Genomic DNA, 12,252 nt, shown 5'->3' on the forward strand with positions numbered 1-12,252 from the left:
CACTCCCCCGCCCCCGACAGCCACCGGGCCCGCCCGGGCGCCACCCCGGGCCTGGAGCGCGGGTACCGGCCGTGGTGCGTCGTGGTGCGCTGGCCGTCGTCCAGCCTGCCCTCGCTCGGCGGGTACCGCCGCGTCCGCGAACGGGCGCACGCGATGAGCGCGCCCGGCCGCGGCCAGGCCGGGTACGTGCTCGGCCACCTGCTCGGCTACCTCGACGCCGACCGCGGCCACCCGGCCGACCCCGCCGTGCTGGCCAACCGAAACGGCCAGTACCTGCACCTGGTCGGGCACTCCTTCGGCGGGCGATTCCTGTGCGAGGCCGTCCAGCACGCGGCCGAGCGGCCCGCCGGGCCCCGGGTCCTGAGCTGGAGCCGGCCGGGCGATCCGGCGCGGCCGTTCACCGTGGACAGCGCGCTGGTCTTCCAGATGGCCGCGCCCCGCGACGCCTTCTCCCGGCTGTTCCCGCGGCTGTTCCCCGAGTCCGACCCCAGGCCGGCCCACGCCGCGCCGCTGCGCGGGCCGCTCGTGCTCACCCACTCCCGCTGGGACCGCGCCACCGGCTTCTGGCACCTGCGGGCCGAGGGGCGGCCGGGCATCGGCCACTCCGGCACGGGCGTGGCACCGGTGCACCAGTTCTCCACGCTGCTGCGCCCGGCCGGTTCGCCGTACCCGCACGCCGTGCTGGACCACCCGATCGTGAACGTCGACGCCAGCGCGGTGTACCGGGGCGGCCCGGCCACCCGGCTGGCACCGGCGGGCGCCCACTCGGACTTCCAGCACCCGGAGTCGGCGCACCTGATGCTGAGCCTGGCGTCGCACTCGCGCTGAAAACCCGTACGGGGGCGGCCCGGGCGTCTGGCAGGATGCCGCGCGTGGACCTGGAAGCGATCTTCGAAGCGATCGACGCCGTCGACTGGGAGGCGCACCCGCACCGCCGGGACCCCTACACTGCCGACACGGCGGTGAACCTGCGGGCCCTGGCCGCCGCGACCACGCTCAACCAGGCCTCGCGCGGGATGACCAGGCTGCTGGACAGCGCCATCACCGACGACTTCGAGGGCACGGTGTACCCGGCCGCCGAGCTCGCGGTGCCGATCCTGCTGGACGTCGTCGAACACGGCCACCGGCGGGCCGCCTCAGCCGCGCTGGACCTGCTCCAGACGCTGCTGAATCGTTTCCCCGACCCCGACTTCAGCCGGGTCGGCGCCCCGGGCCTGCCCGGCCTCCAGGCGTGCTGCGTGATCGCCGACCTGGTCCGGGCCCGGCGGGACGTCCTGGTGCTCCACCGCGACGACGGCCGTCGGCTCCTGGCGCTGGCCGCCGACCACTGGCGGTTCGAGGTCCGCGAGGTGGTGGACGCGGATGCGGACGGCGTGGGCGTGTTCGGCGTCCTGACCGGACGGCCTCCGGCCCGGCCGGTGCGCGCGGAGCTGCACTTCGAGCGCGGGTTCCTCGGCGTCCCTGCCGTCGAGGTGGAGCACGGGCCGGAGGACGACAGCGGCGAATCGTTTCTCCGGCTGGTCGGGATCCCCGAGGCCTTCGTGGCACCGGGCACGTTCGTCGTGCCTTGGGAGTGCTACGACTTCGAGGGCTGACGACGCCTTCGGGGGCCCGGTCCCTCGGCCGGTCCTTCGCCTACCGAGGATCTCGGGTGAGCGGCAGTCTGATCATCGGCTATATTCGCCGGGCGGCCCGCCGGGAGCGGGCCCTTCGCCCACCGAACCGCCCCGGGGAAAGCAGCCACCGTGTCACGGCCCATTGACGACCCGTCCGCCGAACCCGCCACCGGTCCGTCGGCCGCCCAGCCGGCCCCCGACGTCGAACCGAAGCCGAGCGCCGAGCCGGAGCCTGCGGACGCCCGGCCCGCCGCCGCAGTGCCCGCGCAGCCCGCCGCTCCGGACGTCAACGCCAACCCGTACGCCACCAACCCGTACACCACCGGCCCGGCCGCCGCTCCGGACGTCAACGCCAACCCGTACACCACCGGCCCGGCCGGCGCCGGCCTCGCCGCCGGGCGGCAGTTCGGACCGGTCCCCGGGCAGCAGGCCTGGCCGCCGTACGTGCCCGGCGCGCCCGGCGCCCCCGTACCGCCGCCCTTCGTCCCGCAGCCGAAGGCCAAGGTCAGCGGGATGGCCGTCGCCTCCTTCGTGCTCGGGCTCATCGGGTTCCTCCCGCCGCTGTCGCTGGTGTCGATGGGCCTCGCCCTCGGCTCGTTCGGCCGGATCTTCCGCCGCCGGCAGGGCGGCTTCGGCTTCGCCGCCGTCGGCCTGATGTTCTCCGTCACCTGGACCCTCTTCGTCGCCATGCTCGGCGGCATCATGGCCTTCGCGTACCACGACCTGACGTCGGGCCCGACGCGCGGCGCCGACGGCCACCCGGTCGTCGCGGGGCGGGCCGGCTCCTGGTACCTGCAGGCGGGCGACTGCGCCGTCGGCGACATCCACACGTACCGGAGCGGGTCGGACCACTACCAGGTCGTCCCGTGCGCCCAGCCGCACCGCCTGGAGGTCTTCGCCTCGGTGACGCTCCCCGGCAACGGCTCCTACCCCGGCGTCGCGAGCGTCGAGGCGAGCGCGCGCCGGATGTGCCAGGACCGGGCGAGCTCCGCCGACCTCCCCGAGGACGGAATGATCGGGTACTTCTACCCGAGCCAGGGCCGCTGGTGGCTGTTCGACGACCGCGAGGCGCTGTGCGTCTACTCCTCCCTCACCCCGTGGTCGGGCCAGGTGAAGTCCAAGGACTCCGGCAAGCCCGGCAGCCCGGTCTAGACCCCCCCCCCGCCGCCCCGTGGCCCCCGCCCCCCCCGGGGGGGGGCCAATGTTTGTAATACACGCCCCCGGCGGGGGGGGGCCAGCGACCAAGGCGCCGCGGCCGACGGCTCGGCAGCCCTGATGGACCGCCTGCGGTCGCTCGGACATGAACGCATCGCGGTCATCGCCGGCGACCCCGGGTTCAGCAATGCCCGCGAACGCGTCGCCGGCGCCGCCCTGGGCGAGGGCGGGCTTCCCGAGCAGTACGTCATGGCGCGCGAGCACACGGCGGCGTGGGGCGCCGAGGCGTTGCGGCGCCTGATGGAATTGCGGCCCGCGCCGACCGCGGTGTTCGCTTCCAGCAGCGATCTCGCGCTGGGCGCACTGCGCGAGGCCGACGCCCTCGGCCTGGACGTCCCCGGCCGGCTGTCCTTCGTCGCGTTCGGCAACGCCGACTGGTTCGAGATCTGCCGGCCGCCCGTCACCGCGTTCGCCCACCCCCTGCACGAGATCGGCATGATCACCGCGCAGGTGCTCCTGTCCCGGCTCAACGGAGACAGCCCCGCCGAGCCGTCCCGGATCCGGGTGGAGGGCCGCGTGATCCTCCGCGAGTCGACGGCACCTCCGCCGGTCTGACTCGGCTCGGCGCCCTCTCGGCGTCCGGCGCCCCTCGGCTTCGAAGAGCGGCTCGCCGGCGCGGATGTGCCGAGCCGTACGTACCGGGGTGGATCAGCTCAGTGGAGTTCCGTCAGCAGCCCCTCCTCCCGCACCATCCGGCGCTCGGTCGCCAGGTCGAGGCTCCGTGCGAAGGCCCGGTACAGCGCACCGGCCACCGGAAGGCCGACCAGGAGCGAGTAGTCGACGCCGTCGAGGAACTTCGCGACAGGCCCGACGTAGAGGCCGGTGATCACCATGAACGGGGCCATGCACGCCAGGCCGATCACGTAGGCGAGGTTCCCGCGCCAGCCCCAACGGCCGTATATGCCTTGCGGGTTGAAGATCTCCCGCACGACGTACTGGCCGCGCCGGACGAAGAAGAAGTCCACCAGGTTGATGGCCGTCCAGGGGATGAACAGGTACGTCAGCACGACCACCACGTTCGCGAAGAACCAGTTGAAGCGGTCGATCCCGACGAGGGTGGAGACCGCGCCGACGGCCACCAGCATGATCCCGATCGTCCCCACCCGGATGGCCCGCGTCGGCCGGACCGGACGGAACGAATCGACGATCGAGATCATGGTGAGGCTGCCGCCGTACTGGTTGATCGCCATGATGGAGAGCAGCCCGACCAGCAGCACCACGACCGCGATCGTGCCGAACCCGTCGAACAGCCGGTCGGCCGCGAGCTTCAGCGCGGTCACCGGGTCCGTGTCCGCGGGGGCGGCGGCCGAGACCACGGCGCCGAGGACGAACACCCACACCCCGGAGACGGCGCTGGGCAGATAGGTCCACCAGAAGGTGCTGCGGACGGACACGTCGGGTCTCAGGTAGCGCGAGTAGTCCGAGACGTACGGCGCCCAGCCCAGCTGGAAGCCGGCGACGAAGACGAACACCAGCATGAACGGGGCGAGTTCGAACGGGCCCGGGTGCCAGATGCCGGCCGGCAGCCCCCCTCCGAACAGCGCCGCCGCCGTGACCGCCACGGTGACCACGACGAAGGGCCAGGTCAGCCACCTGTTCAAGCGGTGGATCCAGTCGTAGCCGAACAGGGCGATCACGGCCGCGACCATCGCGGCCATCAGATAGCCGACCACGTTGGGGATCCCGAAGAGCGTGTTCATGGCCTGACCGGACAGCAGGGCGTCCGAGGTGTTGAACGCCACGTAGTTGACCAGGGCGAAGACCCACACCGTGAGCGCGGCCCCGAGGTAGCCGAACTGCGGCCGTGACTGCACGAGTTGGGGCAGTCCCAACTGGGGCCCCTGGGCCGCGTGGAACGCCATGAAGAACGTACCGAAGAGCGAGCCCAGCACGGTGGCGATCACCGTCCAGACGAGCGAGGCGCCCATCGAGAGCGTGACGACTCCGGTCGCCAGACCGGTGAGGTTGAGGCTGCCCACGAACCAGATGGCGCCCATGCTCGACGGTTCGCCGTGCCGCTCGTCCAGGGGCACCCAGTCGATCGAGTGCTGTTCGATGCCTGCGGGACGTGCGTGGCCCTCGGCGTTCGAGGCGATTTTCCCCATGTGATGGCCTTCTGTGTGCGGGGCCGTCCGCGGCCCACGTCGACTACCCCGGCATTCCGTGATCACGGGGGGCGGCGCCACCCTAGGGACTGACTTAAAATTCAGTCAATGGTTCTGACGAAACGCACCGTCGCCCCCGCCGCCGTACCCGGCCGGCGTAGGTGCGTTCGTAGCGCAGGTGCCGGGTGCCGTCCTGGTCGAGCACGGCGTCCTTGGCCTTGCCCCGTGCCACCGACATGGTCTGACGCGCCAAGCCGAAACGGGCGGCACACCTAGCCGCTGGCCCGGCACCACCGAGAGCCGCCGACCGGCTGCTTCGTCACCCGCCGATCGACGGGTGTTCACAGTGGTGCGGAAGTTGCCAGTCTGGCAATCACATTGACCGACGCCCGTGGCCCGCAGACCCCTCCGCCGGCCCGGGCGCCGCGCACCCGGCATCCACCGCACCGCGCGGAATCCCGACACCTCCACTGGGGATGACCCATGCCCTCCTCCAAGCGCACCGCCCTGACCGCCCTCGGCGCCACCGCCGTCGCCACGGTCACGACGCTGCTGCCCTCCGCCCAGCCGAACGCCACGGCCGCACACCACCCCACCGCGCACGCCCGCCCCATACCTGCGAGTGCCGGGCACCTGCACCGGGTCGACGCGACGGCGCCGAGTTCCACCGCCGACTGCCAGGCCCAGTCGGGCACGGACTGCTACGGCCCGCTGCACTACCGCACCGCCTACAACCTGCAGCCGCTGTACGACGCGGGCATCGACGGCACCGGCCGCACGATCGTCATCGTCGACTCCTTCGGCTCGCCGACGGTCCAGCACGACCTGGAGGCCTTCGACCGCCAGTACGGGCTGCCCGACACCCAGGTCGAGGTGGTCAAGTGGGGCAACGTGCCGGCCTTCGATCCGACCAACAAGGAGCACACCGCCTGGGCCGGCGAGACCACCCTGGACGTCGAGTACGCCCATGCCGTGGCGCCCGGCGCGCACATCCTGCTGGTCGAGACCGGCACCTCCGAGAACGAGGGCACCTCCGGATTCCCCGAGATGATGGACGCGATCAAGGACCTGGCCGCCAAGGGCCGCGGTGACGTGATCAGCTTCAGCCTGGGCGCCACCGAGGACACTTTCGCCGAGGAGGCCGGCCGGGCGGGCGACTACCACTTGCTGCAGAACCTGCGCTACGGCCTGCAGGCCGCCGCCGCGCAGAACACCACCGTGCTGGCCGCGAGCGGCGACAACGGCGCCACCGACAAGATGCTCGACGGCAAGACCTACTACCAGCAGCGCGAGGTGGGCTGGCCCGCCTCCGACCCGCTGGTCACCGCCGTCGGCGGCACCAGGATGTATCTGGACGACAGCGGCACCCGGCTCTCGCCCGACGAAGTCTGGAACGACGGAAACGGCGGCGCCACCGGCGGTGGGATATCCCGGGTGTTCGCCCGTCCCGACTACCAGGCCGGCGTGGCGGCCACCACCGGTGCCAACCGCGGCATCCCCGACCTCAGCATGAGCGCCTCTCCGCAGGGTGGTGCCTGGATCTACAGCAGCTACGACCCGGCACACACCGGCTGGGAGGTCATCGGCGGCACCAGCCAGGCCACCCCGATGCTGGCCGGCGTCACCGCGCTGGCCGACCAGGCAGCAGGCACCCGCCTCGGCGCCCTCGGGCCGCGCCTCTACCCGCTCGCGCAGGGCCAGGACGCCGACCACCCGCACGGGATCCTGGACGTGACCAGCGGCGACAACTCCGCCCACGGGGTCACCGGCTACTCGGCCGGCCCGGGCTACAACCTCGCCACCGGCTGGGGCACCATCGACGCCTACCAGTTCGTCAAGTCCCTCAGCGGCCGCGCCGACCTCTGACGCGCTCCAGGACACGATCGTCCCCCCTGCGCGCCGATGGCCCCTGCCCTCACTGGGCGGGGGCCATCGTTGTGTTCCTCGGCGTTCCGAATCCCGTTCACAGTTCAGCCCTTTGAACGGGCCAATCGCCAAATACCCGCCCACAACTCCGCATTCGGCTTCTCTCCGGATTCGCGGATCTGGACGAGAGGTCTTGACCACCACCCCGCCGACCGCTTCACTCCCCGTACCGCACCTCCCTCGCACGGCACCTCCCTCGCACGGCACCCATCACCCGCGCGCCACCCCCGAGACGAGGCGATCCCCCATGAGCCGGCCCGGCCCCACTCCCCGCAGGATCAAGCCCGTCCTCCTGTACTCCTTCGGCGCACTCGGCGGCGTCCTCTTCGGCTACGACCTCGGCGTGATCGCGGGCATCCTCGTCGTGGTCGCCAAGTCCTGGCAGCTGTCCGGCTTCGAGCAGGGCGTCCTGACGGCCTCGCTGTCCGCGGGCGCGATGCTCGGCGCGGGCCTGGCCGCGCGGCTCAACGGGCGGATCGGCCGCCGCCGCACCATCATGGCGGCCGGCGGCGTGGTGATCGTCGGCACGCTCGCGTGCGCGCTCGCGCCGGACTTCGGTGCGCTGGTGGGCTTCCGGACGGTGCTCGGCCTCGGGGTCGGCCTCTCCTCGGCCACCGTGCCGACGTACCTGTCCGAGCTCGCGCCGGCGCGGATCCGGGGCGCGATGGGCTCGCTCAACCAGATCTTCATCGTCGGCGGCATCCTGATCGCGTTCCTCGTCGACTACTGGCTCCAGCCGCACCACCAGTGGCGCTGGATGTTCGCGGGCGCGCTGGTGCCCGCCGTGATCCTCGTCGCCGGGCTCGCGTTCCTGCCGGAGACGCCGCGCTGGCTGGTCAACCTCGGCCGGGAGGACGAGGCCAGGGCCGTCCTTGCGGCCACCCACCCGGCCGGGGAGATCGAGGCCGAACTCGCCTCGATCCGCGCGGTGATCCGGCTCGATGCCGCGCAGACCGCCTACCGCGTACGGGAGTTGTGGGCCCCCTGGGTGCGGCCGATGCTACTGGTGGCCCTGCTGCTCGCGGTCGGGCAGCAGTTCGGCGGCGTCAACGCGATCAACGCGTACTTCCCGACGATGCTCGTCTCACTCGGGCTCACCACCGACACCGCACTCCTCTCGGCGATCATCCTCGGCATCACCAAACTCGCCTTCACCGCATGGGTGGTGTTCGTCGTGGACCGCTGGGGCCGCAAGCCGCTGCTGCTGATCGGCAGCGCCGTGATGGTGGTGACGCTGGGCCTGACCGGCTGGGTCGTCACGCACGTCCACGACAAGGCCGCCCTCGGCACGCTGACCGTCGTGCTGCTCGTCCTCTACCTGGCCGGGTACGAGCTGGGCTGGGGCGCGGTGGTGTGGGTCATGATGGCGGAGGTGTTCCCCCTCAAGGCACGCGGCGCCGGGACGGGCGTCGCGGCGGTGGTGCTGTGGGCGGCGACCGGCGTGGTCACCGCCGGCTACCCGGTCATGTCCGACCGCCACCACCTCGGGGTCGGCGGCTCGATGTACGTGTTCGCCGGCGTCAACGCGGTACTGCTGGTGCTGACCCTCCGTCTCGTGCCGGAGACGAAGGGCCGCACCCTGGAGCAGATCGAACTCGGCCTGCGCGCCTGAATCCCGCTCGCCCCCGAGGGGCCGCAGGGCCTTACAAGCGGTCGGCGTCGAGGTCGGGCAAGGTGAAGGGCCCGCCCAAGTAGGCGAAGACGGGGTCGTCGTGGGCGGGCCGCCCGTGCGCGGCGTGGACGGCGTCGGCGTGGACCTCGGCGTCGTCGGCCGGGGCGTAGCCGAGCGCGCGGGCCTCGTCGAGGGAGACCCAGCCGCCGCGCGTGTTGGGCGAGACGCCGTAGACGATGCGGTAGCCGGGCTTCTCGACGGCCAGGCAGGCCTCCAGCAGGCGGGCGCAGTCGTCCGGGGAGAGCCAGGTGGAGAGGGCGCGGGGGTTCGGCGGTTCGGCGAAGCAGGTCATGATGCGGACGCAGATGACGTCGAGGCCGTAGCGGTGGTGGTAGAGCGCGCCGAGGGCCTCGCCGGTCGCCTTGGAGACGCCGTAGTAGGTGTCGGGCAGTGGCGGGGTGTCGGCGGTGAGCGGGTACTCGGCGGGGGTGCGGTAGCCGACGACGTGGTTGGAGGAGGCGAAGACGACGCGGGGCACGCCGGCGCGGCGGGCGGCCTCGAAGACGGTGTAGGTGCCGTGGATGTTGACGTCGAGGATCCGTTCCCAGGGGGCTTCGAGGGAGATCCCGCCGAGGTGGATCACGGCGTCGACGCCTTCGCAGGCGGCGCGCATCGCGTCGGCGTCGGTGACGGAGGCCTGGACGGCCTCCTCGCCCTCGCCGGGGTCGAGCGGCACGAGGTCGAGCAGCCGGAGGGTGCGGCCGGGGCGGGCGAGCCGGGGGCGGATGAGGCTGCCGACGGCGCCTGCCGCGCCGGTGACGAGGATGCGGGACACGGTGACTCCCTGGACCGGGGACGGGTGCACCCCATGCTCACAAAGCCCGAAGGCAGTTCACAAGACTGACTGTCATTCAGATATGGGAACGCCTATCCCTTGACCTCCGCGCGCGGGCCCTCCTACGCTCCTCGGTGTTCCCACCGCTGGACGCTCTCCACGAAGGGACCCACCCCGTGCCCGCACGCACCGGCCCGCTCCCGATCGACGGGCTCCTCTTCTTCCCCGTCACCGCCTTCGCCCCCGACGGCTCCTTCGACCCCGGCGCCCACCGCGCCCACCTCGACGCGCGCCTCGACGACGGCCCCGCCGCCGTGTTCGCCGCCTGCGGCACCGGAGAGTTCCCCGCCCTCGCCCCCGCCGAGTACGAACGCTGCGTCTCCGTCGCCGTCGACGCGGCCGGCGGACGCGTGCCCGTCGTCGCCGGCACCGGCTACGGCACCGCACTCGCCCTCGCCTACGCCCGCGCGGCGCAGGACGCGGGCGCCGACGCCCTGCTCGTCCTGCCCCCGTACGGCCCCGAGGGCGGCCAGGACGGCCTCGTCCGCCACATCACCGCACTCGCCGACGCCACCCCGCTCGACCTGATCCTCTACCAGCGCGACCGGACGGCTTACGAGCCCGGCACCGTCGCCCGCCTCGCCGCGCTGCCCGGCGTGATCGGCTTCAAGGACGGCCTCGGCGACCTCGACCGGATGCTGCGCACCGTCAGCGCCGTCCGCGCCGCCGGACACCCGGACTTCCTGTTCTTCAACGGCATGCCGACCGCCGAGATGACCCAGCTCGCCTACCGCGCCATCGGCGTGCCGCTCTACTCGTCCGCCGTCTTCTGCTTCGCCCCGGACATCGCGCTCGCCTTCCACCGCGCCTTCGCCGAGGACGACCGGGGCACGCTGACGGTGCTGATCGAGCTCTTCCTGCGGCCCTACGTCGAACTGCGCACCCTGCGGCCCGGCTACGCGGTCTCCCTGGTCAAGGCGGCGACGCGGGCCGTGGGCCACCCGGTCGGGGGCGTGCGCGCGCCGCTGACCGAGCCGGCGCCGGAGCACGTGCGGGCGCTGCTGGACCTCGTCGACCGCACGCGGGAGGCGCTGGCGTGACGCCGGCCTTCGGCGCGTACCTCTACCCCTGGGACGTGGACGGCGACCCGGCCTGCGGCGCACGCCTCGCCGGGCTCGGCATCCGGCGGGCCGCCGTCGCCGCCGCCTACCACAGCGTGCGTGCGCTGACGCCCCGCCACCCGCGCCACAAGGTCGTCACCGCCGAGCACGCGGCCGTCTACTACCGGCCCGACCGGGACCGCTGGTCCGGCCCCGGACGGCTGCGCCCGGTCGAGGCGCCGTGGTCGCCGCGCTCCTTCGGCCGGGCCACGGAGTCGCTGGCCGAGGCCGGGGTGGAGGTGTACGCCTGGACGGTCCTCGCACACGGGCAGCGCCTCGGCGTGCGCCACCCCGACGCGGCCGTCCTCAACGCCTACGGCGACCGCTACCCGTGGGCGCTGTGCATCGCCTCCCCCGCCGTGCGGCTCTACTGCGCCACGCTGGCCGCCGAGACCGCCGCCCAACCGGGCCTTTCCGGACTGGAGTTGGAGTCCTGCGGCTGGTACGGCTTCGACCACCTGCACGCACACGACAAGGTCGCGGGGGTGTCCCTGGCGCCGGCGGCGCGGCTGCTGTTCTCGCTCTGCTTCTGCCCGCACTGCCGGGACGGCTACGCGGCGGAGGGCGCCGAGCCGTGGGCGCTGCGCGCGAAAGTCCGGGCCGCGCTCGACCCGGTCTTCGCCGGTACGGCGCAGAACGCGGCGCTCGACCCCGAGGTGGCCGCGGCCGTGGCCCGGATGCGGGTGCGCACCGCCGCCGAGCTGCGACGGTCCGTGCTGGCAGCGGTGGCGGCGGAACGCTCGGACCTCCCCGTCCTCCTGCACGCCCAGCCGGACCCGCTCGGCTTCGGCCCGTCCCCGGGCCTGGCCCCAGAGGACGCCCGCGGCGCCGTACCCGTCGTGCTCACCCCCACCCGCGCGGAGGCCGCCCTGACCGCCGTCCGCGCGTACGCCGCTCCGGGCCGACGCCTCGCAGCCACCGTGAGCGCCGTCGCCGGCCTCGGCGGCGATCCCGCCGACCTGCCCGCCTGGTGCGCGGACCTGGCTGCGGCCGGCGCGACCGAGCTGCGCTTCTACCACCTCGGCCTGGCCTCCCACCAGGATCTCGCCGCCGTCCGCGCAGCCGTCCGCACCGCCGTCGGAAGGTGAACACGGGCCTGCTCCCTACCGAACTCCCGGAACGGTGAGGTAGGTTCGGGTCCATGCCGGTCTATACCTGTGCAGTGCAGCGCAAGCAGATCTGGCCCGACGACTCCGTCGTGTGGGCCACGAACGATGACCGTGTGAACGTGATCGCATGGCCTGGTGAGCCTTCCGATCTGGGCGAGATGCTCCTGGAGAAGTTCCTCGAAGAGAACCGGACAGGCATCGCACCGGACGGATTCCGCGCGGTGGTCTGGGCCGGTGACAGACGCGGCGAAAAGCTCGACGGAAGCGCCGATGCGCTGGCCGTCGTCGAAGTCACTCCCGGGGCCGCCCGCTCTGCACCCGAGCCTCCCAAAACCACTGCGCGCCGCCGTTGGGGCTGGCTCCGGGGCCGTTCCGCGCCTGATCCGAAGTAAGAAGCCGTCCGCGGAGCTCCTCCCCCGCCCTGGGGAGGAGCTCCTTCGCGTTTTGGGCCGGTCCGCTCAGTGGCGGTACGCGGCCGTCGCGATCTCGACGAACGACCGGACCAACGGATTGGTGTCGCCCTCGTTCCACACCGCCACCACTCGGCTCGGCGGCATGTCGACCAGCGGAACGACGACCAACTCCGCTGGCAGGTCGTGTCCGAGCGGGGCCAAGCCGACCGTGGCATTCCACAGCACAGCCTGAAGGCATTCCTGGACGGCGCGCACCCCCGG

At 72.9% G+C, this 12,252-nt stretch carries 11 protein-coding genes and 1 pseudogene; 9 read left to right on the top strand and 3 right to left on the bottom strand.

The window, feature by feature from the left end; all coding sequences use genetic code 11:
• The 4 genes from ACFV4F_RS39865 to ACFV4F_RS39880 form a co-directional block, all read left to right on the top strand.
• A partial coding sequence (locus tag ACFV4F_RS39865; RefSeq protein ID WP_380510304.1) for a hypothetical protein occupies nucleotides 1–828 on the top strand: 828 nt, incomplete at its 5' end.
• 44 nt (nucleotides 829–872) lie between these two features.
• A complete protein-coding gene (locus tag ACFV4F_RS39870; RefSeq protein WP_380510307.1) occupies nucleotides 873–1,595 on the top strand; it encodes a hypothetical protein in 723 nt (240 codons plus the stop codon).
• A gap of 150 nt (nucleotides 1,596–1,745) precedes the next feature.
• Nucleotides 1,746–2,768, top strand: a complete 1,023-nt coding sequence (locus ACFV4F_RS39875) for a hypothetical protein (RefSeq protein WP_380510310.1) — start codon at nucleotides 1,746–1,748, stop codon at nucleotides 2,766–2,768.
• A 123-nt stretch (nucleotides 2,769–2,891) separates the two neighbouring features.
• On the top strand, nucleotides 2,892–3,386 hold the full coding sequence (locus ACFV4F_RS39880; protein ID WP_380510313.1) for a LacI family DNA-binding transcriptional regulator: 495 nt from the start codon (nucleotides 2,892–2,894) through the stop codon (nucleotides 3,384–3,386).
• Between the two features lie 98 nt (nucleotides 3,387–3,484).
• Here ACFV4F_RS39880 and ACFV4F_RS39885 read toward each other — a convergent pair whose 3' ends face one another.
• Nucleotides 3,485–4,936 carry a purine-cytosine permease family protein gene (locus ACFV4F_RS39885; protein WP_380437593.1) on the bottom strand — a complete coding sequence of 484 codons (1,452 nt, stop codon included), beginning with the start codon at nucleotides 4,934–4,936 and terminating at the stop codon, nucleotides 3,485–3,487.
• A gap of 483 nt (nucleotides 4,937–5,419) precedes the next feature.
• On the opposite strand from ACFV4F_RS39885, the gene ACFV4F_RS39890 reads away from it, so the two are divergent.
• Nucleotides 5,420–6,802, top strand: a complete 1,383-nt coding sequence (locus ACFV4F_RS39890; RefSeq protein ID WP_380510315.1) for a S8 family serine peptidase — start codon at nucleotides 5,420–5,422, stop codon at nucleotides 6,800–6,802.
• Between the two features lie 307 nt (nucleotides 6,803–7,109).
• Complete coding sequence (locus ACFV4F_RS39895) at nucleotides 7,110–8,474, top strand: sugar porter family MFS transporter (RefSeq protein WP_380510318.1); 1,365 nt, start codon at nucleotides 7,110–7,112, stop codon at nucleotides 8,472–8,474.
• A gap of 31 nt (nucleotides 8,475–8,505) precedes the next feature.
• Here the strand turns inward: ACFV4F_RS39895 and ACFV4F_RS39900 are convergent, their stop codons facing one another.
• Nucleotides 8,506–9,309: an NAD-dependent epimerase/dehydratase family protein gene (locus ACFV4F_RS39900; RefSeq protein ID WP_380510321.1), complete on the bottom strand. Its 804-nt coding sequence runs from the start codon at nucleotides 9,307–9,309 to the stop codon at nucleotides 8,506–8,508.
• 176 nt (nucleotides 9,310–9,485) lie between these two features.
• Here ACFV4F_RS39900 and ACFV4F_RS39905 point away from each other — a divergent pair, with 176 nt between their 5' ends.
• The 3 genes from ACFV4F_RS39905 to ACFV4F_RS39915 are packed head-to-tail and all read left to right on the top strand — an operon-like array spanning nucleotide 9,486 to nucleotide 11,970.
• Nucleotides 9,486–10,409 (top strand): 5-dehydro-4-deoxyglucarate dehydratase, encoded by a 924-nt coding sequence (locus ACFV4F_RS39905; protein WP_380510324.1) that lies wholly within the window; start codon nucleotides 9,486–9,488, stop codon nucleotides 10,407–10,409.
• On the top strand, nucleotides 10,406–11,557 hold the full coding sequence (locus ACFV4F_RS39910) for a hypothetical protein (protein ID WP_380510327.1): 1,152 nt from the start codon (nucleotides 10,406–10,408) through the stop codon (nucleotides 11,555–11,557). The genes ACFV4F_RS39905 and ACFV4F_RS39910 overlap by 4 nt, the downstream gene beginning before the upstream one ends.
• Before the next feature lie 53 nt (nucleotides 11,558–11,610).
• Complete coding sequence (locus ACFV4F_RS39915) at nucleotides 11,611–11,970, top strand: hypothetical protein (RefSeq protein ID WP_380510330.1); 360 nt, start codon at nucleotides 11,611–11,613, stop codon at nucleotides 11,968–11,970.
• Nucleotides 11,971–12,036: 66 nt separating this feature from the next.
• Here the strand turns inward: ACFV4F_RS39915 and ACFV4F_RS39920 are convergent.
• Nucleotides 12,037–12,252: pseudogene (locus tag ACFV4F_RS39920) on the bottom strand (LysR family transcriptional regulator); the annotation flags it as partial.

The sequence above is a fragment of the Kitasatospora sp. NPDC059722 genome (assembly GCF_042733235.1).
Lineage (GTDB): Bacteria > Actinomycetota > Actinomycetes > Streptomycetales > Streptomycetaceae > Kitasatospora.

Coding starts and splice junctions, on each gene's coding strand:
- ACFV4F_RS39880 (WP_380510313.1), top strand. CDS start 2,892: ATGGACCGCCTGCGGTCGCTCGGACATGAACGCATCGCGGTCATCGCC.
- ACFV4F_RS39885 (WP_380437593.1), bottom strand. CDS start 4,936: ATGGGGAAAATCGCCTCGAACGCCGAGGGCCACGCACGTCCCGCAGGC.
- ACFV4F_RS39890 (WP_380510315.1), top strand. CDS start 5,420: ATGCCCTCCTCCAAGCGCACCGCCCTGACCGCCCTCGGCGCCACCGCC.
- ACFV4F_RS39895 (WP_380510318.1), top strand. CDS start 7,110: ATGAGCCGGCCCGGCCCCACTCCCCGCAGGATCAAGCCCGTCCTCCTG.
- ACFV4F_RS39915 (WP_380510330.1), top strand. CDS start 11,611: ATGCCGGTCTATACCTGTGCAGTGCAGCGCAAGCAGATCTGGCCCGAC.